This is a genomic window from Variovorax sp. 10N432, assembly GCF_056394465.1.
Map to the genome: position 1 here is coordinate 403,816 of NZ_JBFTHX010000001.1, position 24,514 is coordinate 428,329.

Genomic DNA, 24,514 nt, shown 5'->3' on the forward strand with positions numbered 1-24,514 from the left:
GGTTTTGGCGATCATTCGGCTTGTGCAACGGATGCGCCCCGTCCGAAGCCGTGTATACCTCCGACCATGCAACTGCCCTGGCTCGATCCTGGAGATCCCCTGCCCGATGCCGCCCTGGCCTGGGGCGATGCCGATCCCGTGCCCGGCCTGCTGGCGGCCGGCGGCAGCCTCGACGTCGCCAGTCTGCTGCGGGCCTATGGCAGCGGCATCTTCCCATGGTTCAGCGAGGGCCAGCCGATCCTCTGGTGGAGCCCCGACCCGCGCATGGTGCTCCAGACGGCCGATTTCCGGCTCCACCGGTCGCTGCGCAAGACCCTGGCCGCGTTCCGCGCCTCGCCGCGCTGCGAAATCCGCTTCGACCACAGCTTCGAGACGGTCATCTCGGCCTGCTCCCAAGCACCGCGGGCCGGCCAGTCCGGCACCTGGATCCTGCCGGAGATGCTGGCCGCCTACGGCGAACTGCACCGCGCCGGCCATGCCCACAGCATCGAGACCTGGATCGACGGCGCGCTCGCGGGCGGCCTCTATTGCGTCGCCATCGGCCGCGCGGTGTTCGGCGAATCGATGTTCACGCGCCGTCCCGACGCCTCGAAGATGGCCTTGGCGGCCCTGGTCGCGTTCTGCCGCCGCCATGGCATCGCCATGATCGACTGCCAGCAGAAAACCAGCCATCTCGCCAGCCTCGGGGCCCGCGAAATGCCGCGCCAGCGCTTCGTGTCGCACGTCGCCCACGCGCGCCGCGAACCCGGCCCTGTCTGGCGCTTCGAGCCCGTATACTGGAATGAACTCCTGCCTGCGCGAAGCTCCAACCCGACGTGACGCACCTCAAGGATCTCCCGCTCCACACGCTGCAGTTCTACGCAACGGCCCCCTATCCGTGCAGCTATCTGCCGGACCGGCAGGCGCGCTCGCAGGTCGCCACGCCGAGCCACCTGATCCACAACGACGCCTACTCGGACCTGGTGCTGAGCGGCTTCCGCCGCAGCGGCATGTTCACCTACCGGCCGTATTGCGACGGTTGCAGCGCCTGCGTGCCGCTGCGCGTGCTGGCCAACGAATTCAAGCCCAATCGCAGCCAGCGCCGCGCCGTGACGCGCCACGCCAACCTGCAGGCCCGGGTGCTCAAGCTGTGCTTCGTGCCCGAGCACTACCAACTCTACCTGCGCTACCAGAACGGCCGCCACTCGGGTGGCGGCATGGACCACGACAGCATCGACCAGTACACCCAGTTCCTGCTCCAGAGCCGGGTCAATTCGCGGCTGGTCGAGTTCCGCGAGACGCTCCCCGACGGCAGCGCCGGCGCCCTCAAGATGGTCTCCATCCTCGACGTGCTGAACGATGGCCTGTCGGCGGTCTACACCTTCTACGAGCCCGAGCCGGGCGCCGGCTACGGCAACTACAGCGTGCTGTGGCAGATCGAACAGGCCCGCAAGCTCGCCCTGCCCCACGTCTATCTCGGCTACTGGATCGAAGGCAGCGCCAAGATGAACTACAAGGCGCGCTTTACGCCGCATGAAGTGCTGATCGACGGTCGCTGGCAACCGCAAACCCATTTCACCAAGTAAAATGGCGACCGRTCTCCCACCGCGTTGCACATGAGAAAACCACAATCTGACGTTCCCGCCACCCCCGTGATCCAGGTCATCGAGCGGATGTTTTCGCTCATCGATGTGCTGGCGTCGCGTGAAGAAGCGATTTCCCTCAAGGAAATCAGCGAAAAGACGGGCCTGCATCCGTCGACCACGCACCGCATCCTCAACGACCTGGCTGTCGGCCGCTTCGTCGACCGCCCCGAGGCCGGCAGCTACCGGCTCGGCATGCGGCTGCTGGAGCTGGGCAACCTGGTCAAGGGCCGGCTCAATGTGCGCGACGCGGCGCTGACGCCGATGCGGGAGCTGCACAAGCTCACCCAGCAGCCGGTCAACCTCAGCATGCGCCAGGGCGACGAGATCGTCTACATCGAGCGCGCCTACAGCGAGCGCTCGGGCATGCAGGTGGTGCGGGCCATCGGTGGCCGGGCGCCGCTGCACCTCACCTCGACCGGCAAGCTGTTCCTGGCGGTCGACGAGCCCCAGCGCATCCGCAGCTACGCCACCCGGACCGGCCTGGCCGGCCACACGCGCAACAGCATCACGCAATTGCCGGCCCTGGAGCGCGAATTGTCCAAGGCCCGCCAGTACGGCATCGCGCGCGACAACGAGGAACTCGAGCTCGGCGTGCGCTGCATGGCGGCCGGCATCTACGACGACCAGGGCAAGCTGGTCGCGGGCCTGTCGATCTCGGCACCCGCCGACCGGCTCGACGAGGGATGGCTGCCGAAGCTGCAAGCCACCGCCAACGAGATTTCAGGTGCGTTGGGTTACAAGGCCGAGCAGCAGGTCGCCTCGTGAGACCTTGCGGAACCTGAGACCTTGCGGGACAGACCAACAAACCGCGCAGCGGTTTTTGCTCTGTCCTCAACTGATCAAAGGTCCCCGCTCCCCCCGCCTTCAGCTCGCAGCGTGCGCAAACGCCTGCTGCATCCCCGGATTCGGCCTGCCCATATGGGTCGCCTCGACCCAGCGGCGGACCCGCTCCGCATCCCCGATCCGGCTGAACTTGCCGGCCGAATCCAGGAACACCATGATCAGCTTGCGACCGGCGATCTTGGCTTGCATGACCAGGCACTGCCCGGCTTCCGAGATGTAGCCGGTCTTCTGCACCCCGATGTCCCAATCCGGGCTCTTGACCAGGCGGTTCGTGGTGTTGAACTGCAGCGTGCGGTTGCCGACTTCCACCTGGTACTCGGGCGAGGTCGACAGCTGGCGCACGGTCGCGTCGGCGTAGGCGGCGTTCACGAGCAGGGCCAGGTCCTGGGCGCTCGACTGGTTGCGGCTCGACAGGCCGGTCGGCTCGACGTAGCTCGTGTCCTTCATGCCGAGCATCTTGGCCTTGGCATTCATGATGCTCACGAAGGTGGACAGGCCGCCGGGGTAGGTGCGGCCGAGGGCGTGGGCCGCACGGTTCTCGCTCGACATCAGCGCCAGGTGCAGCAGTTCCCCGCGCGGCAGGCTGGTGCCCACCACCAGCCGCGAGCGGCTGAATTTCTCGGTGTCGACGTCGTCCTGGGTGATGGTGATCAGTTCATCGGACGGCAGCTTGGCCTCGCTGATCAGCAGCCCGGTCATGAGCTTGGTCAACGATGCGATCGGCAGCACGGCGTGGTCGTTCTTGCTGAACAGGACTTCCTGGGTGTCCTGGTCGATCACCAGGGCCACGCTGGACTTCAGGTCGAGCGCGTCTTCGGTGCTGTGCAGGCCGGCCATCTGTCCAAAGGACTGGCGCGCCGGCGCGGCTTCCGCGACGCGGACGATCGAGCGGCGCTGCACGGCCACCACGGTCTTGCCATTCTTCTGGCGGATCGTCGCCACCACGTTGCGTCCGCCGCTCACGCTCTTGTCGGCTTTGTCAACCTTCGCGACCTGCTTGCCGCCAGCGTGTTTCGCGCTCGCGCCCGAAGCGGCCTTGCGGCTCGAGTCGGCGCTCACGGCCGTCTTCTTCTTGGCCGCGGTGGCGGCTTGCGCCCCGGGCAACAAAAACGCCGTCGCACACAGAACGACGGCGGCAAGGCGGAGGGTGGGTAGGAACCGCTGGCTGGAAACTCGGTAGGAACGGGCTTCAGACATTTAAAACTCTCCAGCGGCGATAAAAGGTGACCGCAGTGTAAACGAAATCAAAAAAGACACGCAATATCAGTTACTTGCACCCTCTTCTTCAAATCGAATACAAGGAGTACCGAAAACCTAACCTTGTGCTGCCACTCTCTCAGCTTGGCTCTGTAACTTGTTGAGAGCACTTAAGTATGCTTTTGCCGAAGCGACCACGATGTCGGGATCGGCACCGACCCCGTTGACCACCCGGCCCGCATTCTGCAGACGCACCGTCACTTCCCCCTGGCTCTCGGTCGACCCACTGATCGCATTGACCGAATAGAGCACCATCTCGGCCCCGCTCTTCACATGGGCCTCGATCGCCTTCAGGGACGCGTCGACCGGACCATTGCCGTCGGACTCGCCCGTGACCTCCTTGCCCTGCACGGTGAAGACGATGCGGGCCTGGGGCCGCTCACCTGTTTCACTATGTTGCGACAAGGATACAAAGCCGAACTGCTCACCAACGTGCGAGAGCTCTCCGTCGCTGACCAAAGCGAGGATGTCTTCGTCAAATATTTCGCTTTTTCTGTCGGCCAGTTCCTTGAAGCGGGCGAAGGCGGCGTTGATGTCGGCCTCGCTGTCCATGGTAACGCCCAGGTCCTGCAGCCGCTGCTTGAAGGCGTTGCGGCCGCTGAGCTTGCCCAGCACGATCTTGTTGGCGCTCCAGCCGACGTCCTCGGCCCGCATGATCTCGTAGGTGTCGCGGGCCTTCAGCACGCCGTCCTGGTGGATGCCGGAGGCATGGGCGAAGGCATTGGCCCCCACCACCGCCTTGTTCGGCTGCACCACGAATCCGGTGGTCTGGCTGACCATCCGGCTGGCGGCCACGATGTGGCGCGTGTCGATGCCCATCTCGAGGCCGAAGTAATCCTTGCGGGTCTTGACCGCCATCACGATCTCTTCGAGCGAGCAGTTGCCGGCGCGCTCGCCCAGTCCGTTGATGGTGCATTCGACCTGCCGGGCACCGCCGATCTTGACGCCGGCCAGCGAATTGGCCACCGCCATGCCGAGGTCGTTGTGGCAATGGACCGACCAGATGGCCTTGTCGCTGTTCGGGATGCGCTCGCGCAGCGACTTGATGAAGTTGCCGTAGAGCTCGGGAATGGCGTAGCCCACGGTGTCCGGCACGTTGATCGTGGTGGCGCCTTCGTGGATCACGGCCTCGAGCACCCGGCACAGGTAGTCCGGGTCGCTGCGGTAGCCGTCCTCGGGGCTGAACTCGACGTCGGCCACCAGGTTGCGGGCGAAGCGCACCGCCAGCTTGGCCTGCTCGAACACCTCGTCGGGCGTCATCCGCAGCTTTTTCTCCATGTGCAATGGCGAGGTCGCGATGAAGGTGTGGATGCGCCCGTTGGCGGCCCCCTTGAGCGCCTCGGCCGCGCGCGAGATATCGCGGTCGTTGGCCCGCGACAGGCCGCAGACGGTGGAGTCCTTGATCGCCTTGGCGATCGCGCTCACGGCATCGAAGTCGCCGTTCGAACTGGCCGGGAAGCCGGCCTCGATGACGTCGACCCGCAGCCGCTCGAGCTGACGCGCGATGCGCAGCTTCTCGTCCTTGGTCATGGAGGCACCCGGCGACTGTTCGCCGTCGCGCAGGGTGGTGTCGAAAATGATCAGTTTGTCAGCCATCGTGGTCTCCTTGTGCCGGGACGCGCCCAAGGGGCGCGTCCGTGCGTCGCCTTATGCGGGTTCAGCCACCGATTGTGCGCTGTGCGCGCCCCGCGCCCGCGCCCGGGTCAACCCCGAAACGATGGCCTTGAGCGAGGCCGAGATGATATTGGCATCGATGCCGACACCGAACAGCGTCATCGCTTCGTCGACGCGCAGTTCGAGGTAGGCGACCGCCTGGGCGTCGGCACCGGCGCCGATCGCGTGCTGGTGGTAGTCGATCACGCGGATCGCGTGCCCGGTGGCGCCGGCCAGGGCGTGGATGAAGGCGTCGATCGGTCCGTTGCCGCGGCCTTCGATCGGACGGATGTCCCCCTCCCACGGCAGGTCGGCGCGCAGCACCACCGATGCGGCGGCGCCTTCGCCCTGCTCTTCGAGCACCTGGTGCTGCGGACCGTTGTCGTCGCGCACGCCGTACTCGGACTCGAACAACGCATAGAGGTCGGCGGCGGTCAGTTCCTTGCCTGCGACGTCCATCACCCGCTGCACGGCCTGGCTGAACTCCATCTGCAGGCGACGCGGCAACTCGAGCCCGTATTCGCTTTCGAGCAGGTAGGCGATCCCGCCCTTGCCCGACTGGCTGTTGACGCGGATCACGGCTTCGTAGCTCCGGCCGACGTCCTTTGGATCGATCGGGAGATACGGCATGTCCCAGATGTCGCCGTCCTTGCGGTCGCTGAAGGCCTTCTTGATCGCGTCCTGGTGCGAGCCCGAGAAGGAGGTGTAGACCAGGTCGCCGACATAGGGATGGCGCGGATGCACGGGCAACTGGTTGCAGTGCTCGACGACGGCGCGGATCTCGTCGATGTTCGAGAAATCGAGCTCGGGCGACACGCCCTGCGTGTAGAGGTTGAGCGCCACGTTGACGAGGTCGAGGTTGCCGGTGCGCTCGCCGTTGCCGAACAGGCAGCCTTCGATGCGGTCGGCGCCGGCCATCAGGGCGAACTCGCCGGCTGCCGTACCGGTGCCGCGGTCGTTGTGCGGATGCACCGACAGCACGATCGCGTCACGGCGCGCGAGATGGCGGTGCATCCATTCGATCATGTCGGCGAAAATGTTCGGCGTCGAATGCTCGACCGTCGACGGCAGGTTGACGATGCACTTGCGCTCGGGCGTCGGCGCCCAGACCTCGGTGACCGCATCGACCACCCGCTTGGAAAACGCGAGGTCGGTGCCCGAGAACATCTCGGGCGAGTACTGGAAGGTCCACTGCGTGGCCGGCTGCCTGGCGGCGCAGTCGTTGAACATGCGCGCATGGGTGGTCGCGAGTTCGACGATCTGGTCCTCGTCCATGCCCAGCACCACGCGCCGCATGATCGGCGCCACCGCGTTGTAGAGGTGCACGATGGCGCGCGGCGCACCCTGCAGCGCCTCGAAGGTGCGCTCGATCAGGTGGTCGCGGGCCTGCGTGAGCACCTGGATCGTGACGTCGTCGGGGATGCGGTCTTCCTCGATCAGCTTGCGGACGAAGTCGAACTCGACCTGCGAGGCCGAGGGAAAGCCCACTTCGATTTCCTTGAAGCCGATCGCCACCAGCGTCTCGAACATCTTCATCTTGCGGGCGATGTCCATCGGCTCCACCAGCGCCTGGTTGCCGTCGCGCAGGTCGGTCGACAGCCAGATCGGCGCGCGGGTCAGCACGGCGTCGGGCCAGGTGCGGTCCTTCAATGCGATCGGGGCGAAGGCGCGGTACTTGCGGTCGGGTTGCTTCAACATCTTGGATTTCTCGCTGTGGTTGGGAGTCCACCAGCAACCCCAAACAAAACGGCCCGTTGCTGGTGCGAACGGGCCGTGGTGAGGGATTTGCGCGCGCGCTCTACCGTCTCCGCCCGAAGGGGATCAGTAGTAGGGCCAGCGAAATCTTGTTCATGAGGGTTTCGAATGTAGCACAGTGCGGCTCAATTGTGGAGCCCGCGTTCGTCGGGCTCATCCGTCGAAATGCTGATCACGCTCACCTGCTGCCCCTTGGCCTTGCGCCACGCGTACACCACGTAGCCGCTCAGCCCATAGGCGACGAAGACGCCGAACAGCACGGTCGGCGGGTGGATGTTGATGACCGCGATGCCGAGCGCGATCAGCACGATCACGGCGAACGGCACGCTGCGCTTCACCTGGATGTCCTTGAAGCTGTAGAACGGCGCATTGGTCACCATCGACAGCCCGGCATACAGCGTGAAGGCGAAGGTGATCCAGGTGATCTGGTTCCACGACAGGTACAGCACCTCGCCGCCGCGCTTGCCCCATTCGGTCACGAGCCAGATGAAGCCGGCCACCAGCGCCGCCGCCGCCGGCGACGGCAGGCCCTGGAACCAGCGCTTGTCGACCACCCCGGTGTTGACGTTGAAACGCGCCAGCCGCAGCGCCGCGCAGGCGCAGTAGACGAAGGCCGCGATCCAGCCCCAGCGGCCCAGTCCCTTGAGCGACCACTCGTAGGCGATCAGGGCCGGCGCGGCGCCGAAGGACACCATGTCGGACAGCGAGTCCATCTGCTCGCCGAAGGCGCTTTGCGTGTTGGTCATGCGCGCCACGCGCCCGTCCAGGCTGTCGAGCACCATGGCCGCGAAGACGCCGAGCGCGGCCAGGTCGAAGCGCGCGTTCATGGCCATCACGACCGAGTAGAAGCCACCGAACAGGGCCGCCAGCGTGAACAGGTTCGGCAGGATGTAGATGCCCTTGCGCCGCTTGCGCGTCGGCACGTCGTCGGGAAGCGTGTCGTCATGCATGGGGTCGGCCTCCAGTGCGAAAGGGGCTCGGGGACGGGGCAGGACGGGAGATGGCAAACATCGGTGGCAGTTTAGTTCAGGCGCACAGCGCGCCTCCATGAAAAAGGGCCACCGCAGGGTGGCCCTTCTTGCATCGGAAAGAATCCGGATCAGTTGCGGGTCTGGTCGACCAGCTTGTTCTTCTTGATCCAGGGCATCATCGCGCGCAGCTGCTCGCCGACGACTTCGATCTGATGCTCGGCATTGATGCGGCGGCGGCTGATCAGCGCGGGCTGGCCGGCGGCGGCTTCGAGCACGAAGCTCTTGGCGTATTCGCCGGTCTGGATGTCCTTCAGCACCTGCTTCATGACCTTCTTGGTCTCGTCCGTGACGATGCGCGGACCGGTCACGTACTCGCCGTATTCGGCGTTGTTCGAGATCGAGTAGTTCATGTTGGCGATGCCGCCTTCATAGATCAGGTCGACGATCAGCTTGAGCTCGTGCAGGCATTCGAAGTAGGCCATCTCGGGCGCGTAGCCGGCTTCCACCAGCGTCTCGAAGCCGGCCTTGATCAGCTCCACCGTGCCGCCGCACAGGACCGCTTGTTCGCCGAACAGGTCGGTCTCGGTCTCTTCGCGGAAGTTGGTCTCGATGATGCCGGCCTTGCCGCCGCCGTTGGCGGTGGCGTAGGACAGGGCCAGGTCGCGCGCCTTGCCGCTCTTGTCCTGGTGCACGGCCACGAGGTGGGGCACGCCGCCGCCCTGGGTGTAGGTGCTGCGCACGGTGTGGCCGGGTGCCTTCGGGGCGACCATCCAGACGTCGAGGTCGGCACGCGGCTGCACGAAGCCGTAGTGCACGTTGAAGCCATGGGCGAAGACCAGCGAAGCGCCTTCCTTGATGTTCGGCGCGACGTCGTTCTTGTAGACGCTGGCGATCTGCTCGTCGGGCAGCAGGATCATGACGACGTCGGCGGACTTCACCGCATCCGCGACTTCGGCGACCTTGAGGCCAGCCTTGCCGACCTTGTCCCACGATGCGCCGCCCTTGCGCAAGCCGACCACGACCTTCACGCCGCTGTCGTTCAGGTTCTGCGCGTGCGCATGGCCCTGGCTGCCGTAGCCGATGATCGCGACGGTCTTGCCCTTGATCAGGCTGAGATCGGCGTCCTTGTCGTAATAAACCTTCATGAGAGTGCTCCTTCGTTGATTCGCTGGTGTGTGGATGGATGGGTTCAGACGCGCAGGATGCGCTCGCCGCGGCCAATGCCGCTGGCGCCGGTACGGACCGTCTCGAGGATCGCCCCGCGATCGATGGCTTCGAGGAAGGCGTCGTTCTTGCCGTGGTCGCCGGTGAGCTCGATGGTGTAGCTCTTGTCGGTCACGTCGATGATGCGGCCGCGGAAGATCTCGGCCATGCGCATCATTTCTTCGCGCTCCTTGCCGACCGCGCGCACCTTCACCATCATGAGCTCGCGCTCGGTGTAAGCGCCTTCGGTCAGGTCGACCACCTTGACGACCTCGATCAGGCGGTTCAAGTGCTTGGTGATCTGCTCGATCACGTCGTCCGAGCCGGCGGTGACGATGGTCATGCGCGAGAGGCTCGGGTCCTCGGTCGGCGCGACGGTCAGCGATTCGATGTTGTAGCCGCGGGCCGAGAACAGGCCGACGACGCGGGAGAGTGCACCGGGCTCGTTCTCGAGCAGCACGGCAATGATGTGTTTCATGTCAGCAGGACTCCTCTTTTCGCCGCCCTCCCCCGTGCACGGTAATGCGCGGGCTCGACGGAACGATAGATTGATCCGAAATAAAAAAGTTGAAACCCGGTTCTGCGAACCGGGGACTTGTGGCTTCGCTTTCGCTCGCGCTAGAGGTCTTCGGACCCCAGCAGCATCTCGGTGATGCCCATGCCCGCCTTGACCATCGGGAACACGTTCTCGGTCGGGTCGGTGCGGAAGTCCATGAACACGGTGCGGTCCTTGAGCTTGCGCGCCTCGCGCAACGCCGGCTCCACGTCCTGCGGCCGTTCGATCAGCAGGCCGACGTGGCCATAGGCCTCGGCCAGCTTCACGAAGTTGGGCAGCGCGTCCATGTAGCTGTGGCTGTAGCGGCCCGAATACTCGATTTCCTGCCACTGGCGCACCATGCCCAGGTAGCGGTTGTTGAGCGAGCAGATCTTGATCGGCGTGTTGTACTGCAGGCAGGTCGAGAGTTCCTGGATGCACATCTGCACCGAGCCTTCGCCGGTGACGCAGAACACTTCCGACTCCGGCTTGGCGAGCTTGATGCCCATCGCGTACGGAATGCCCACGCCCATGGTGCCCAGCCCGCCCGAATTGATCCAGCGCCGCGGCTCGTCGAAGCGGTAGTACTGCGCCGCCCACATCTGGTGCTGGCCGACGTCGGAGGTGATGTAGGTGTCGGCGTCCTTGGTCATGTTCCACAGCGTCTCGATGACGTACTGCGGCTTGATCACTTCCTTGTTGCCACGGTCGTACTTGAGGCAGTCCTTGCCGCGCCATTCCTCGATGGTGCTCCACCAGCTGGCCAGCGCACCGGCATCGGGGCGGATCGTGCTCTCGCGGATCATCGAGATCAGCTCGGTCAGCACGTCCTTGACGTCGCCGACGATCGGGATGTCGACCTTGACGCGCTTGGAGATGCTCGACGGGTCGATGTCGACGTGGATGATCTTGCGTTCGTTCTGGGCGAAGTGCTTCGGGTTGCCGATCACGCGGTCGTCGAAGCGCGCGCCCACGGCCAGCAGCACGTCGCAGTTCTGCATCGCGTTGTTGGCCTCGATCGTGCCGTGCATGCCGAGCATGCCGAGGAACTTGCGGTCGCTGGCCGGATAGGCGCCCAGGCCCATCAGCGTGTTGGTGACCGGATAGCCGAGCATGTCGACCAGGGTGCGGAGTTCGTTGGTGGCGTTGCCGAGCAGCACGCCGCCGCCGGTGTAGATATAGGGACGCTTGGCGTTCAGCAACAGCTGGAGCGCCTTGCGGATCTGGCCGCCGTGGCCCTTGCGCACCGGGTTGTAAGAGCGCATCTCGACCTTGTCGGGATAGCCGCTGTAGGGGACCTTCTTGAAGGAGACGTCCTTCGGCACGTCGACCACCACCGGGCCGGGGCGGCCGCTGCGGGCGATGTGGAAGGCCTTCTTCATGGTCATCGCCAGGTCCTTGGGATCCTTGACGAGGAAGTTGTGCTTGACGATCGGCCGCGTGATGCCGACGGTGTCGCATTCCTGGAAGGCGTCGAGGCCGATCGCCGCGGTCGGCACCTGCCCCGAGATGATCACCATCGGGATCGAGTCCATGTAGGCCGTCGCGATGCCGGTGACCGCGTTGGTCAGGCCAGGACCGGAGGTGACCAGGGCGACGCCGACGTCGCCGGTGGCGCGGGCATAGCCATCGGCCGCGTGGACGGCGGCCTGCTCGTGGCGCACCAGCACGTGCTGGATGGTGTCCTGCTTGTAGAAGGCGTCGTAGATGTAGAGAACCGCGCCGCCGGGGTAGCCCCAGACGTACTTGACGCCCTCGGCCTGCAGTGCCTTGACCAGCACTTCGGCGCCCATGAGTTCTTGGGTTTGGTTGCCCATCCCGGAGGACGCGGCTGCTGCGGAAGTGAGTTCCGCCTTGGAGATTTCCATGATGAACCTTTGTGTTTTTTCGGGAACGAAAAACCTTGGGTGCCCCTTCGCCAGCTCTTTTGAAGCCGCGTCAGGACTTGAGGCCACAACCATGAGCGTATCTGTATACCGCCGGACCGTGACCCGTTTGCCTTTTGACTTGCAAGGCGGATTATGACATGCAGGAACCCCGATTGGCGGCCCGAGCGAGCCCGGCGGGCACCGGGGCATAATTCGCGGCGACAAAAAGACAAACGTCCCCGAGACTTTTCCCCACGCGGCGCACTACCCCGGCGCCGGATTCGCTTGGCCACTGAAAAAGAACTTTCCGACTTCCTGAAGAGCGTCGAACGACGGGCATTCAAGCGTTCCGTCTACCACGTGCGGGACGAAGAGGCAGCGCTCGACATCGTGCAGGACAGCATGATGAAGCTCGCCGAGCACTACGGGGACAAGCCGGCCAACGAGCTGCCGATGCTGTTCCAGCGGATCCTCTCGAACTGCACGCTCGACTGGTTCCGGCGCCAGAAGACCCGGCGGGCCCTGTTCTCGAACCTGAGCGATTTCGAATCGATCGACGACGATGGCGATTTCGACCTGCTGGAACACGTCCAGGCCCCGACCGACACGCGCGAAAGCGAGAGCGCCGAGGACGCCACCCGGCGCACGCAGATCTTTCACGAGATCGAAGAAGAAATTGCCGCACTGCCAGGACGTCAACGCGAGGCCTTTCTAATGCGTTACTGGGAGGAAATGGACGTCGCCGAGACGGCCGCCGCGATGGGCTGCTCCGAAGGGAGCGTCAAGACCCACTGTTCGCGGGCCGTGCACGCCTTGAGCAAGGCGCTCAGAGCCAAGGGAATTTCGCTATGAAACCAACAAACACCAGCCCGACAGGGTCCGCCGTCGCCTTCGAAGAGCAATTCGGCCGCCGGGTCGCCGCGCGCCTGTCTGCCGGCAACCTCGATCTCTCGCACGAGGTCGGCGAGCGCTTGCGCGCGGCCCGCGTGCAGGCCGTGGCACGCCGCAAGACCGCACCCGAACTCCGATCGGTCCCGGTGGCGGTGGCCAGCGGCCGCGCCGCCGTCCTCGGTGGCGGCTGGTGGACGCGCATCGGCTCGGTGGTGCCGCTGGTGGCGCTGGTGGCGGGCCTGATGGCGATCAGCGTGATCCAGGAAGAACGCCGTACCGACGAACTGGCGGAAGTCGACTCGGCGCTCCTGACCGATGACCTGCCGCCCGCGGCCTACACCGACCCCGGCTTCGCCCAGTTCCTGAAGACCAGCGACGCTGGCGAGCGCTGATTCCTCCCCGCGACGAATGCTGCCTTCACTTCCCCTCTCTTCCGCGGCCGGTGTCCTGTTCGCGGCGCTGGTGCTGGTCGCGTTCGAGACCGCGGCCGGGCCGCCCGCCGACGCCCCGCCCGCCAAGGCACCGGCTCCGGCGGCCAAGGCCGTCGCCAAGCCCGCTTGGCGCGATCTGACCGCGCGTCAGCAGAGGGCCCTGGAGCCCCTGGCATCCACCTGGGATGAATTGACCGAGCCTCATAAGCGCAAATGGCTGGCGATCGTGCGCGATTACGCGGAGATGTCGACCGCTGACCGCGATATCCTGCACAGCCGCATGGAAGAGTGGGCCAAGCTGAGCAACAAGGAGCGCGCCCAGGCGCGTCTCAATTTCGCCGACGCGAAGCGCTTGCCCGCCGATGAGCGCAAGGCCAAGTGGGAGGCCTACCAGGCCCTCAGCGACGAGGAAAAGAGCCGGCTCGCCGCCAGCGCTCCGACGACCTCGCCGGGCGCAGCCGCGGCCATCCGGCCGGTGCCGCTCCAGAAGCTGGTGCCAGTGCCCGCGGCCGGACCCGACGCTCAGCACACGCCGCGCATCCAGCTGGCGCCACCGGCCGCGCCGACGGTCGTCGCACGCCCGGTCGCCCCGGCGCCCTCGTTCAGCCCTCCCGTCTCCGCCGAAGCGCAGGTGCCGCCGCCGACCCCCAGCGCCCCCGCCGCGGAGCCGCCGGTGGCATCGACCCCGCCGGTTCTTCGCCAGACCGAACAGCCATCGTCGGCGCCCTGATCGTCGATGGCATCCACACTCTCCGGCCCGACCGGACCGCACTCGGCTGCCGGCGGCGACGCCGCGTCCCCGCTGCCGGGCACGCCCGGTCTCTGGCGCCGCATGGCCTGCTGGCTCTACGAAGGCATGCTGCTGTTCGCGGTGGTCTTCGTCGCCGGCTGGCTCTTCAGCACCCTGGGCCAGATGCGTGACGCGATGGATTCGCGCCGGCATCTGCTGCAGGCTTTCCTGTTCATCGTCTTCGGCGTCTACTTCGTCTTTTTCTGGGCCAAGGGCCAGACCCTGGCCATGAAGACCTGGGGCATCCGCGTGGTCGACCGCCGGGGCCGGGCGTTGAGCCAGGGCCGGGCGCTGCTGCGCTACCTGCTCAGCTGGGTCTGGTTTCTGCCGCCCCTCGCACTCATCGCGCCGTTCAAGCTCGGCGGCGGCGAAGCCTCCGTACTGGTCCTCGGCTGGGTGGCGGTCTGGGCCCTGCTGGCGCGTTTCCATCCCGAGCGCCAGTTCTGGCACGACGCCTGGGCCGGCACCCGGCTGATCACCTCCAAGCCGATGAGCCGGCGATGAACGGCTCCGATCCGGTCAACCCGCAGGCGCTGCGGCGCGGCATCCAGCGCGTCTGGCATGCCGCCTTGATCTCGGTGAACGGCTTTCGCGCCGGTTGGCGCGAGGCCGCCTTCCGCGAAGAAGTGGCCTGCGCCGTCGTCATGGTCCCGGCCGCCTTCTGGGTCGGCCGCAGCTGGGTCGAGGTGGCGCTGCTGGTCGCCACGGTGGTGCTGGTCCTGATCGTCGAGCTGCTCAACAGCGCGATCGAGGCCGCCATCGACCGCATCGGACCCGAATGGCATTCGCTGTCGAAGGCCGCCAAGGACCTGGGCAGCGCGGCGGTGCTGCTGACGATCCTGCTGTGCGTCGGGGTCTGGCTGGCTGCCTTGTGGCAAAGATTCATCTAGGCGCGGCATGATCGGGGGATGACTTCCTCCCCTTCTTTCTCGATTTGCGTCTATTGCGGCTCGCGTCCCGGCGAGCGCCCCGAATTCACCGCCGTGGCGCAGGCGGTCGGCCGCTGGATCGGCGAGCGCGGCGGCCAACTGGTCTACGGCGGCGGCCGCACCGGCCTCATGGGCACCGTGGCCGAGGCCACCCGCGCGGCCGGCGGCCGGGTGGTCGGCATCATTCCCAAGGCCCTCGTCGACAAGGAACTCGCCAACCGCCAGAGCGACGAACTGCACGTGGTCGACACCATGCACGAGCGCAAGGCCATGATGGGCGAACGCGCCGACGCCTTCCTGGCCCTGCCCGGCGGCATCGGCACCTTCGAGGAACTGTTCGAGATCTGGACCTGGCGCCAGCTCGGCTACCACGACAAGCCGGTGGGCATCCTGAACGCCGGCGGCTACTACGACGGCATGCTCGCCTTCCTGGCGGAGAGTGTCCGCGCGGGCTTCATGAACGACTGGCAGATGACCCTGGTGCGCACCGGCACCGACACCGTCCCCCTGCTCGAGGCCCTGGCCGAGGAAGCGAGCCGCCACCCCAAGGGCGACAAGCTCGCAGAAGTTCTTTGATCGCGAAGGGGCCGGCGCAGCCAGGCCCATGTTGGTGAGACACCGCGGAACTGGCTCTGCCAGGCCGCCGGTGTCGCCCCCGGACGGGGGTGGGCGCCCGGACACGAAGTGCCGGGCAACCTGGGGGCGAGCTTATACCGCGGCTTCGTCTTCTTCGCCGGTGCGGATGCGCACGACGCGCTCGACGTTGGTGACGAAGATCTTGCCGTCGCCGATCTTGCCGGTGCGCGCGGCGCTGACGATGGCGTCGACGCAGCGTTCGACGTCGGCCTCGTTGACGACCACCTCGACGCGCATCTTCGGCAGGAAGTCGACCACGTACTCGGCGCCGCGGTAGAGTTCGGTGTGGCCCTTCTGGCGGCCGAAGCCCTTGACCTCCGTGACGGTGAGTCCGGTGACGCCGACCTCGGCCAGGGCCTCGCGCACGTCATCGAGCTTGAACGGTTTGAGGATGGCGGTGATTTGCTTCATACGGTCTTTCTTCCGGCGGTTTCGTTGAACTTGCTGGTGATAGGGTAGCGCCAATCCTTGCCGAAGCTGCGGTGGGTGACGCGGATACCCACCGGCGCCTGGCGCCTTTTGTACTCGTTGATCTTGATGAGGCGCGCCACCCGCTCGACGACGGCACGCTCGTAGCCGGCGGCAATGATTTCGTCGATGCCTTCGTCGTCTTCCATGTAGCGCGCCAGGATGCCGTCCAGGATGTCGTAGGGCGGCAGGCTGTCCTGGTCGGTCTGGTCGGGCCGCAGCTCGGCGCTGGGGGGCCGGGTGATGATCCGCTCGGGGATCGGCTCGGTGCCGGTGCCGTAAGGGTCGTGCGCATTGCGCCAGCGCGCCAGGGCGAACACGGTGGTCTTCAGCAGGTCCTTGATGACCGCGAATCCGCCCGCCATGTCCCCGTACAGCGTGCAGTAGCCGGTGGCCATCTCGCTCTTGTTGCCGGTGGTCAGCACGATCGAGCCGAACTTGTTCGACAGCGCCATCAGCAGGGTGCCGCGGATGCGGGCCTGCAGGTTCTCTTCGGTGGTGTCCTCGGCCAGGCCCTTGAACTCCTCGGCCAGCGCGCCGCGGAAGGACTCGAAGGTATGCTTGATGGAGATCTCGTCATAGCGCACGCCGAGCCGCTTGGCCATTTCGCGGGCGTCGATCCAGCTGATGTCGGCGGTATAGGGCGAGGGCATCATCACGGCCCGCACGCGGTCCTTGCCGAGCGCGTCGACCGCGATCGCCAGCACCAGCGCGGAGTCGATGCCGCCCGACAGGCCGAGGATGGCGCCCGGAAAACCGTTCTTGCCGATGTAGTCGCGCACGCCCACGACCAGCGCATCCCAGAGCTGGGCCTCGGGCGCGCGCGGCGCGGCGACAGCGCCCTCGCTGCGCACGAAGCCGACGCCGGTCGCGCGCCGTTCGAGCTGGGCGAAGACCAGGCGCTCCTGGAAGCTCTCGGCCTGCACGACCCTGGCGCCGTCGGCCTCGAGGGCGAAGGAGGCGCCGTCGAACACCACCTCGTCCTGGCCGCCCACCAGGTGCGCGTAGACCAGCGGCAGCCCCACCGCGGTGGCGCGCTCGGCCATGCGCGCGACCCGCTCGCCCTCCTTGCCGACATGGAAAGGCGAGGCGTTGATGACCGCGAGGATCTCGGCGCCACCGTCCTTGGCGAGCTGGGCCGGGGCGTCGAACCAGGCGTCCTCGCAGATCAGCAGGCCGACCCGGATGCCGCCGGCCTCGAACACGCAGACGCCGTCGCCCGGCGTGAAGTAGCGGCGCTCGTCGAACACCTGGTAGTTCGGCAGTTCGCGCTTGGCGTAGGTGTCGAGGATGCGGCCTTCGCTGAGCACGCTGGCGGCGTTGTGGCGCAGCTGCACCGCGACCGACCGGCTGCGCAGGCTGCCGCCCGTGGGATGTCCCACCACCACCACCATGCCGTCGAGGTCGGCCAGTTCGGCGGCCACGGCGCGCACCGCGTCGTCGCAGGCAGTGACGAAGGCCGGCCGCAGGAACATGTCCTCGGCGGCGTAGCCGCAGATCGACAGTTCGGGCGTGAGCAGCAGGCGCGCACCCTGTCCATAGGCGTCGCGGGCCGCGTCGACGATCTTGCGGGCGTTGCCGGCGAGGTCGCCCACGACGAAATTGAGCTGCGCGATGGCGAGTTTCAGGGTCATGTCGATGTAGAAAAAAGGCTGGTCGATTATGTCATCGGCCTTCGAATCGCATGGCTTGCGGACCACCTTCCACACGCCGCGGCGCGGGCTGTTACCCTCGACGGGCGATGCGCACAGGTTCTTCTTCCCCCAGCTTCTCCGACGCCGTTGCGCCCCGGTCCCAGGGCCGGGCCTACCTGCTGCTGGTACTGGCGACGCTCACCTGGGGCGCCAATGCCGTGGCGGCCCGGCTGGCGGTGGGCGAGGTTTCGCCGATGATGCTGACCTTCTCGCGCTGGATCGTCTGCTGCCTCGCACTGGCCCTGAGTTCGCGGCGCGAGATCTCCACGCACTGGCGGGCCTTGCGGCCGTCCTGGCGCTCCATCGCCTTGATGGGCACGCTCGGCTTCACCGGCTTCAACGCCCTCTTCTACGCCGCGGCGCACCACACCACCGCCATCAACATCGCGATCATCCAGGGCACCATTCCGGTGCTCGTGCTGCTGGGCGGTTTCATCTTCTTCGGCAGCCGGATCGGCGCGCTGCAGATCATCGGCGTGCTGGTGACGCTGACCGGCATCGTGGTCGTGGCATCGCGCGGGCAGTTCGCGCTGCTGGCCGGCCTCGCCTTCAACATCGGCGACCTCTGGATCGTGCTGGCGTGCCTGCTGTATGCCGGCTATGCGCTCGCGCTGCGCGATCGGCCGGCGGTGCCGGCCATCGTCTTCTTCGCCGCGATGGCGGCGGTGGCGGCCCTCACCTCGGTGCCGCTGGTGGTGGCCGAGATCGTCACCGGCCACTTCTTCATGCCGACCGCCACCGGGGTCGCCCTGATCGTCTTCATCGGCCTGCTGCCGAGCTTCGTCTCGCAGATCTTCTTCATCCAGGCGGTCGAGGCGATCGGGCCGGCGCGCGCCGGGCTGTTCCTGAACCTGGTGCCGATCTTCGGCCCGCTGCTGGCGGTGCTGGTCCTCGGCGAGCCGCTCTCCGCCTACCACGCGCTCGCATTGGCGCTGGTGCTGGGCGGCATCTACATCGCCGAGTCCTTCGGGCCCGGCAAGCAACGCTGACCCCACGCCCTTGACCACGCCGATCGTCCGTATCCACCGCTCGCCGTCCGAGATCGACGCCGCCGACTGGGACGCACTGCTGGCCCTGCAGCCTGCGCCCTCCCCGTTCATGCGCCACGCCTACCTGGCCGCGCTCGACGCCAGCGCCAGCGCCTCGCCGGCGAGCGGCTGGACGCCGCAGTTCGTCACGCTCTGGCGCGGCAAGCAGTTGATGGCGGCCTGCCCGCTCTACATCAAGGACCATTCGTACGGCGAGTACGTGTTCGACTGGGCCTGGGCCAACGCCTACGAGCAGCACGGGCTGGCCTACTACCCGAAGGCGGTCTGCGCGGTGCCCTTCACGCCGGTGCCGGGGACGCGCCTGCTGGCCCGCGATGCCGAGAGCCGCGCCTTGCTGGCGCAGGCCCTGGTCGCCTGGTGCAAGGAAGAGGAACTGTCGTCGCTGCACCTGCTGTTCGGCGCCGACGAGGACATCGCCGCCTGTTCGGAAGCCGGCCTGATGCTGCGTCACACGGTCCAGTTCCACTGGGACAATGCCGACTGGCCAAGCTTCGACGCCTTCCTCGCCAGCCTCGCCCACGACAAGCGCAAGAAGATTCGCCAGGAACGCCGCAAGGTGCACGACGCCGGCGTCTCCTTCCGCTGGTCGCGCGGCACCGACATCCGCGCCGCCGACTGGGACTTCTTCTACCGCTGCTATGCCCGCACCTATCGCGAGCACGGCAATCCGCCCTACCTGAACCGCGACTTCTTCCATCRCATGGCCGCGGCCATGCCCGAGGCCTGGCTGCTGTTCATCGCCGAGCGCGAGGGCAAGCCGATCGCGTCGAGCCTGATCGCGCTGTCGGCCGGGCCCGGCGGCGCGGACGATTCCCCCGCGCCGCGGATCGCCTACGGCCGCTACTGGGGAGCGCTCGAACGGGTCGACTGCCTGCATTTCGAGGCCTGCTACTACCAGCCGCTGCAGTGGTGCATCGAGCACGGTGTGCGGCGCTTCGAAGGCGGCGCCCAGGGCGAGCACAAGATGGCGCGCGCGCTGATGCCGGTGCGCACCACCAGTGCCCACTGGCTGGCCCACCCGGCCTTCGCCGACGCGGTCGAGCGCTTCCTGGAGCGCGAAGGTGCAGGCATCGAGAACTACCTGGACCACCTGGGCGAACGCAGTCCGTTCCGCCACACCGCGCCAGAATGAAAAAACGCCCCGCGACCGAAATCGCGGGGCGTTGATTTGCTACGGCGGCGTTTACTTCTTGTAGTTCGCGATGCCGTCCATGATTTCCTTCTTGGCGGCATCGATGCCTTCCCAGCCGAGCACCTTGACCCACTTGCCGGCCTCGAGGTCCTTGTAGTGCTCGAAGAAGTGCGTGATGGCCTTCAGACGCATCTGGTTCACGTCTTCCACCGTCTTCCAGTGGCTGTAGATCGGCAGCACCTTGGTGGTCGGCACGGCCAGCACCTTGCCGTCGACACCGGCCTCGTCTTCCATCATCAGGATGCCGATCGGGCGGCACGGCACCACCACGCCGGGCACCAGAGCCCAGGGCGTGATCACCAGCACGTCGACCGGATCGCCGTCGCCAGACAGCGTCTGCGGCACGTAGCCGTAGTTGGTCGGGTAGTGCATCGCGGTGGTCATGAAGCGGTCGACGAAGATCGCGCCCGATTCCTTGTCGACTTCGTACTTGATCGGGTCGGCGTTCATCGGGATTTCGATGACGACATTGAAGGCTTCGGGGGCGTCTTTGCCGGGGGAAACTTGGCCGAGGGACATGGTCTGACTTGGAGTAGTTGAAAGTGTTAGCGGGATGCGGACAAACCCGAAGTTTACTTTCCATGTCATCGGACAGTCGCACACAAAGCGGTTTTTGCCTGTAAATTGCCCACGTTGGCCAATCGGTCCCTGCCTTTCACGGCACCGGGGCTTCGAGGAAGCAACGCGGCGGAAGCACTGTCCCGTACGCGTTGCGCACAGGGTCCGGCTTTCGTCTCCATTAGTTACAACGAACGACTGGAGAAGCAACGGCATGACTGGCAACACCCCTCTCGTCCTTGCCATGGTCTGCGGCCTGGTGGCCGTGGCCTATGGATTCTGGGCGCGCAGCTGGATTCTTTCGAAAGACCCGGGCAATGCCCGAATGCAGGAGATCGCGGCCGCGATCCAGACCGGCGCAGCGGCCTACCTCGCGAAGCAATACCGCACCATCGCGGTCGTCGGCCTGGTGCTGGCGATCCTGATCGCCCTCTTCCTCGACTTCACCACGGCCGTGGGATTCGTGATAGGCGCGGTGCTCTCCGGCGCCTGCGGCTTCATCGGCATGAACGTCTCCGTGCGGGCCAACGTGCGCACCGCGCAGGCCGCCACGCAAGGCATCGGCCCGGCCCTCGACGTCGCCTTCCGCGGCGGTGCCATCACCGGCATGCTGGTGGTCGGCCTGGGTCTGCTCGGCGTGTCGGGCTTCTATTGGTTCCTGGCCGGCAACGGCAGCCTGACGCCGGACAAGAGCCTGGCCAGCCTGCTCAATCCGTTGATCGGCTTCGCCTTCGGCTCCTCGCTCATCTCGATCTTCGCCCGCCTCGGCGGCGGCATCTTCACCAAGGGCGCCGACGTCGGCGCCGACCTCGTGGGCAAGGTCGAGGCCGGCATCCCCGAGGACGATCCACGCAACCCGGCCGTGATCGCCGACAACGTGGGCGACAACGTCGGCGACTGTGCCGGCATGGCCGCCGACCTCTTCGAGACCTACGCCGTCACCTTGATCGCCACCATGGTGCTCGGTGCGCTGATGGTGGCCGCGGCGCCGGTCAACGCGGTGCTTTATCCGCTCGCGCTGGGCGGCGTGTCGATCATCGCGTCGATCATCGGCTGCTTCTTCGTCAAGGCCTCGCCGGGCATGGTCAACGTGATGCCGGCGCTCTACAAGGGCCTCGCGGTGGCGGGCATCCTGTCGCTGATCGCCTTTTGGTTCGTCACCGCCTGGCTGATCCCCGACAACGCGATCGCCGCCACCGGCAGCCAGCTGAAGCTGTTCGGCGCCTGCTTCGTCGGCCTGGCGCTGACCGCGGCGCTGGTCTGGATCACCGAGTTCTACACCGGCACGCAGTATTCGCCGGTGCAGCACATCGCGCAGGCCTCGACCACCGGCCACGGCACCAACATCATCGCCGGCCTCGGCGTCTCGATGCGCTCCACCGCCTGGCCGGTGATCTTCGTCTGCATCGCGATCCTGGCCTCCTACACGCTCGCCGGCCTCTACGGCATCGCGGTGGCCGCCACTGCGATGCTGAGCATGGCCGGCATCGTGGTCGCCCTCGACGCCTACGGCCCGATCACCGACAACGCCGGCGGCATCGCCGAGATGTCCGAGCTGCCGGCCAGCGTGCGCGACATCACCGACCCGCTCGACGCCGTGGGCAACACCACCAAGGCCGTGACCAAGGGCTACGCGATCGGCTCGGCCGGCCTGGCGGCCCTGGTGCTGTTCGCCGACTACACCCACAAGCTCGAGAGCTACGGGCTCGCCATCAGCTTCAACCTGAGCGACCCGATGGTGATCGTCGGCCTGTTCATCGGCGGCCTGATCCCCTACCTCTTCGGCGCCATGGCCATGGAAGCCGTGGGCCGCGCGGCCGGCTCGGTGGTCGAGGAGGTGCGCAGGCAGTTCCGCGAGATCCCCGGGATCATGGAAGGCACCGGCAAGCCCGAGTACGGCCGCGCCGTGAGCATGCTGACCGGCGCCGCGATCAAGGAAATGATGATTCCTTCGCTGCTGCCGGTAGTAGTGCCGATCCTGGTCGGCCTGCTGCTCGGACCCAAGGCCCTCGGCGGGCTCTTGATGGGCACCATCGTCACCGGCCTGTTCGTCGCGATCTCGATGTGCACCGGCGGCGGCGCCTGGGACAACGCCAAGAAATACATCGAGGACGGCCACCATGGCGGCAAGGGCTCGGAGGCGCACAAGGCGGCGGTCACGGGCGACACCGTGGGGGACCCCTACAAGGACACGGCCGGCCCGGCGGTCAACCCGCTGATCAAGATCATCAACATCGTGGCGCTGCTGATCGTGCCGCTGGTGGTCAAGTTCCACTCCGGCGATGCGGGCGCGATGACGGCGCCCACCATGGCCCCGCCGCCAGCCAGCGCGCCGGCAGCGCCGGCCGCACCGTCACCGGGTCCTGCCGCGGCAGCGCCCGCCGCGGCGCCGGTCGCCGACGGCGGCGCCTCGATCAAGACCGAGGGCGGCGTCGTCAAGTTCTACTTCGCCACCAACAGCGCCGAAGTGCCCGCCGGATCCAGCGCAGCGCTGGCCGATGTCGTGAAGGCGGTGCAGAGCGGGGGCCGGGTATTGGTGAGCGGCTACCACGACGCCACCGGCGACCCCGAGAAAAACGCCGAACTCGCCAAGCAGCGCGCGATGGCCGTGGGTGCCGCGCTCAAGATCGCCGGCGTGCCCGAAGACAAGCTCGAACTCGCCAAGCCGGCCCAGACCCAGGCCGACGGGCCGCCGGCCGAAGCGCGCCGGGTCGAAGTCAAACTCCAGTAGTGCCCCGCCCTCGGGCTCGGCGCGACGCGCTCAGTTCAGGCTGGCGCGTTGCACCGGCAGCGCGCCCTGCTCGGTGCGCAGCGGCACACCCTGCAGGGTGTCGAAATCCGACGGCGCCTCGGGCACGCGCATTTCCTCGAGCTCATGCAGTGAGGCGACCCAACGGCCGGCGGCCGACTCCGCCGGCTCGTCGTTGGTGAAGATGCCGTCGCGGATGTAGAAGGTCTCGCCCGCCGGGCGCTCCATGTGCAGCTCGATGAGGCGCGCGATCGGGAAGGTGTAGGTGACCAGCTTTTCCTTCGTCTTGCGGTCCTTGGCACCGCAATTGAAGAAGCCTTCGGCAGCGATCACGATGCACGATCCTTCGACCGAGCTGTCGATGTCGCCCCCGCAGCGCCAGATGGCGGTCGGCAGCCGCACGCGCACCTTGTCGATGACCAAGTCACGCTGCTTGTTGAGCGCATTGAGCGGAGGCACCAGCGAACGCAACTGCCGCAGGCGTTCGGCAAAGTTGTCGTCGATGCAGAACTCGACATGGTGCGTCGCGCCACCCGAGCGCTTGACGACCTGCATGATGACGTGACGCAGCTGGCTCACAGAGGCCGTCCTTTCGCAAGCATTCGAGTCAGTTTCGACCCGTTGCAGGCAATGGGTTTCATTGGAAGCATTGAATCTACTCAATTAGAACTTAGGTATTGATGCAAATCGCTTGCATCAATTGTTTCTAACTGTAGTCCGAATTGCCTTCAATGGATAGGCAACACGAAGTACTAAATTGACTCAATCAATTGCCAATGAGCGGCCGATAGCCGGCCGCCGGCTCGCCGTTTCAGGCGCCGCCGCCGGCTTCCACCAATTCGTCGAGTGCCTTGCAGGACGGCGCGCAGACGGTCTGCGACTTGCCCAGCAGCTGCCGGGTGCGCATTTGCGAGCGGACCCGATGCTTGCCGCACATGAAGCAGGACATGGTGGCGCCGCTGAACGAGGCCGAGGCCCGGAACGGCGAGCCGGGTGCCTTGGCCTTGTAGCGCAGCCCGTCGGCCACCACGGCGGTCTTGACCTCGGCCTTACTCATGGGCGGCTTCCGGTCCAGCGGCGTGCATGGCGCGTTCGATCGCCTTGCGGGCGGCCAATTCGGCGGCCAGCGAGGTGTCGAGCGCCGAGCGGCAGAGGCCGGCGTGCTGGTAGTTGAGGTTTTCGTACACCTCGGAGGCGGCCGGATAGGCATCCAGCAGCCGGCCCAGCTCGGAGCCGGGCTCGGCGTCGCGGAATTGCTCGACCAGGTGCGTCACCACCGACCGGTATTGCTCGGGGCCTACCGGCACGGCGCTGTGTTCCAGCCGCTCGAGGAGCTGGGCCAGGACATGCGTGACGGCCAGGTCGGCCTTGTGCGCGGGGGTGTGGGTAGCGTTCATGCACAGCATGTGGGGCGGTG

Annotated in this window: 25 protein-coding genes; 12 read left to right on the plus strand and 13 right to left on the minus strand. The window is 66.5% G+C overall.

Translation table 11 applies throughout. The annotated features are described in order from the left end of the window. Positions 1-66 precede the first annotated feature (66 nt). The 3 genes from aat to AC1DF3_RS01975 are packed head-to-tail and all read left to right on the plus strand — an operon-like array spanning position 67 to position 2,390. A complete protein-coding gene (gene aat, locus AC1DF3_RS01965) occupies positions 67-819 on the plus strand; it encodes a leucyl/phenylalanyl-tRNA--protein transferase (RefSeq protein WP_478138694.1) in 753 nt (250 codons plus the stop codon). After that, positions 816-1,565, plus strand: a complete 750-nt coding sequence (locus AC1DF3_RS01970; RefSeq protein WP_286528825.1) for an arginyltransferase — start codon at positions 816-818, stop codon at positions 1,563-1,565. Before aat ends, AC1DF3_RS01970 begins: the two co-directional genes overlap by 4 nt. Before the next feature lie 30 nt (positions 1,566-1,595). Continuing rightward, the gene (locus AC1DF3_RS01975) at positions 1,596-2,390 is read left to right on the plus strand and encodes an IclR family transcriptional regulator (protein ID WP_286532024.1); all 795 of its coding nucleotides are present in this window, start codon (positions 1,596-1,598) and stop codon (positions 2,388-2,390) included. 99 nt (positions 2,391-2,489) lie between these two features. Here the strand turns inward: AC1DF3_RS01975 and AC1DF3_RS01980 are convergent, their stop codons facing one another. From AC1DF3_RS01980 to AC1DF3_RS02010, 7 genes are all read right to left on the minus strand, one after another. Beyond that, positions 2,490-3,665: a serine hydrolase gene (locus tag AC1DF3_RS01980; protein ID WP_478138695.1), complete on the minus strand. Its 1,176-nt coding sequence runs from the start codon at positions 3,663-3,665 to the stop codon at positions 2,490-2,492. A gap of 117 nt (positions 3,666-3,782) precedes the next feature. Continuing rightward, positions 3,783-5,321 carry a 2-isopropylmalate synthase gene (locus AC1DF3_RS01985; RefSeq protein ID WP_478138696.1) on the minus strand — a complete coding sequence of 513 codons (1,539 nt, stop codon included), beginning with the start codon at positions 5,319-5,321 and terminating at the stop codon, positions 3,783-3,785. Positions 5,322-5,372: 51 nt separating this feature from the next. Then, positions 5,373-7,076, minus strand: coding sequence for a 2-isopropylmalate synthase (leuA, locus tag AC1DF3_RS01990; protein ID WP_286532027.1), 1,704 nt, complete (start codon positions 7,074-7,076; stop codon positions 5,373-5,375). Positions 7,077-7,258: 182 nt separating this feature from the next. After that, on the minus strand, positions 7,259-8,083 hold the full coding sequence (pssA, locus tag AC1DF3_RS01995; RefSeq protein WP_286528811.1) for a CDP-diacylglycerol--serine O-phosphatidyltransferase: 825 nt from the start codon (positions 8,081-8,083) through the stop codon (positions 7,259-7,261). Between the two features lie 149 nt (positions 8,084-8,232). Next, a complete protein-coding gene (ilvC, locus tag AC1DF3_RS02000; RefSeq protein ID WP_286368026.1) occupies positions 8,233-9,249 on the minus strand; it encodes a ketol-acid reductoisomerase in 1,017 nt (338 codons plus the stop codon). Positions 9,250-9,293: 44 nt separating this feature from the next. Next, positions 9,294-9,785, minus strand: a complete 492-nt coding sequence (gene ilvN, locus AC1DF3_RS02005) for an acetolactate synthase small subunit (RefSeq protein ID WP_076998466.1) — start codon at positions 9,783-9,785, stop codon at positions 9,294-9,296. A gap of 140 nt (positions 9,786-9,925) precedes the next feature. Continuing rightward, positions 9,926-11,710 carry an acetolactate synthase 3 catalytic subunit gene (locus tag AC1DF3_RS02010; RefSeq protein ID WP_286532035.1) on the minus strand — a complete coding sequence of 595 codons (1,785 nt, stop codon included), beginning with the start codon at positions 11,708-11,710 and terminating at the stop codon, positions 9,926-9,928. Between the two features lie 285 nt (positions 11,711-11,995). On the opposite strand from AC1DF3_RS02010, the gene AC1DF3_RS02015 reads away from it, so the two are divergent. The 6 genes from AC1DF3_RS02015 to AC1DF3_RS02040 are packed head-to-tail and all read left to right on the plus strand — an operon-like array spanning position 11,996 to position 15,327. Then, positions 11,996-12,562, plus strand: coding sequence for an RNA polymerase sigma factor (locus AC1DF3_RS02015; protein ID WP_286528809.1), 567 nt, complete (start codon positions 11,996-11,998; stop codon positions 12,560-12,562). Beyond that, a complete protein-coding gene (locus tag AC1DF3_RS02020; protein WP_478138697.1) occupies positions 12,559-12,993 on the plus strand; it encodes a DUF3619 family protein in 435 nt (144 codons plus the stop codon). The genes AC1DF3_RS02015 and AC1DF3_RS02020 overlap by 4 nt, the downstream gene beginning before the upstream one ends. A 16-nt stretch (positions 12,994-13,009) precedes the next feature. Continuing rightward, the gene (locus AC1DF3_RS02025; RefSeq protein ID WP_478138698.1) at positions 13,010-13,762 is read left to right on the plus strand and encodes a DUF3106 domain-containing protein; all 753 of its coding nucleotides are present in this window, start codon (positions 13,010-13,012) and stop codon (positions 13,760-13,762) included. A 6-nt stretch (positions 13,763-13,768) separates the two neighbouring features. Further along, complete coding sequence (locus AC1DF3_RS02030) at positions 13,769-14,326, plus strand: RDD family protein (protein ID WP_286532039.1); 558 nt, start codon at positions 13,769-13,771, stop codon at positions 14,324-14,326. Beyond that, positions 14,323-14,712 (plus strand): diacylglycerol kinase, encoded by a 390-nt coding sequence (locus tag AC1DF3_RS02035; RefSeq protein WP_478138699.1) that lies wholly within the window; start codon positions 14,323-14,325, stop codon positions 14,710-14,712. The genes AC1DF3_RS02030 and AC1DF3_RS02035 overlap by 4 nt, the downstream gene beginning before the upstream one ends. 18 nt (positions 14,713-14,730) lie before the next feature. Continuing rightward, entirely contained in the window at positions 14,731-15,327 is a 597-nt protein-coding gene (locus AC1DF3_RS02040) for an LOG family protein (RefSeq protein ID WP_478138700.1), read from the plus strand. A gap of 132 nt (positions 15,328-15,459) precedes the next feature. Here the strand turns inward: AC1DF3_RS02040 and AC1DF3_RS02045 are convergent, their stop codons facing one another. Further along, the gene (locus AC1DF3_RS02045) at positions 15,460-15,798 is read right to left on the minus strand and encodes a P-II family nitrogen regulator (protein ID WP_286368035.1); all 339 of its coding nucleotides are present in this window, start codon (positions 15,796-15,798) and stop codon (positions 15,460-15,462) included. Further along, a complete protein-coding gene (locus AC1DF3_RS02050) occupies positions 15,795-17,489 on the minus strand; it encodes an NAD+ synthase (RefSeq protein WP_286532043.1) in 1,695 nt (564 codons plus the stop codon). The genes AC1DF3_RS02045 and AC1DF3_RS02050 overlap by 4 nt, the downstream gene beginning before the upstream one ends. 107 nt (positions 17,490-17,596) lie before the next feature. On the opposite strand from AC1DF3_RS02050, the gene AC1DF3_RS02055 reads away from it, so the two are divergent. Both AC1DF3_RS02055 and AC1DF3_RS02060 read left to right on the plus strand, forming a co-directional pair. Next, positions 17,597-18,538, plus strand: a complete 942-nt coding sequence (locus AC1DF3_RS02055) for a DMT family transporter (RefSeq protein ID WP_286532045.1) — start codon at positions 17,597-17,599, stop codon at positions 18,536-18,538. Between the two features lie 10 nt (positions 18,539-18,548). After that, complete coding sequence (locus AC1DF3_RS02060; protein WP_478138701.1) at positions 18,549-19,730, plus strand: GNAT family N-acetyltransferase; 1,182 nt, start codon at positions 18,549-18,551, stop codon at positions 19,728-19,730. A gap of 51 nt (positions 19,731-19,781) precedes the next feature. Here the strand turns inward: AC1DF3_RS02060 and ppa are convergent, their stop codons facing one another. Further along, positions 19,782-20,309 carry an inorganic diphosphatase gene (ppa, locus tag AC1DF3_RS02065; RefSeq protein WP_286528793.1) on the minus strand — a complete coding sequence of 176 codons (528 nt, stop codon included), beginning with the start codon at positions 20,307-20,309 and terminating at the stop codon, positions 19,782-19,784. Positions 20,310-20,562: 253 nt separating this feature from the next. On the opposite strand from ppa, the gene AC1DF3_RS02070 reads away from it, so the two are divergent. Next, positions 20,563-23,079, plus strand: a complete 2,517-nt coding sequence (locus AC1DF3_RS02070) for a sodium-translocating pyrophosphatase (RefSeq protein WP_286532049.1) — start codon at positions 20,563-20,565, stop codon at positions 23,077-23,079. Between the two features lie 30 nt (positions 23,080-23,109). Here the strand turns inward: AC1DF3_RS02070 and AC1DF3_RS02075 are convergent, their stop codons facing one another. The 3 genes from AC1DF3_RS02075 to AC1DF3_RS02085 form a co-directional block, all read right to left on the minus strand. Further along, positions 23,110-23,676 carry a hypothetical protein gene (locus AC1DF3_RS02075; RefSeq protein WP_286528790.1) on the minus strand — a complete coding sequence of 189 codons (567 nt, stop codon included), beginning with the start codon at positions 23,674-23,676 and terminating at the stop codon, positions 23,110-23,112. A gap of 232 nt (positions 23,677-23,908) precedes the next feature. Continuing rightward, positions 23,909-24,154 (minus strand): hypothetical protein, encoded by a 246-nt coding sequence (locus AC1DF3_RS02080; RefSeq protein WP_286509024.1) that lies wholly within the window; start codon positions 24,152-24,154, stop codon positions 23,909-23,911. Beyond that, positions 24,147-24,494, minus strand: coding sequence for a hypothetical protein (locus AC1DF3_RS02085; protein ID WP_301809928.1), 348 nt, complete (start codon positions 24,492-24,494; stop codon positions 24,147-24,149). The genes AC1DF3_RS02080 and AC1DF3_RS02085 overlap by 8 nt, the downstream gene beginning before the upstream one ends. Positions 24,495-24,514: the final 20 nt, after the last annotated feature.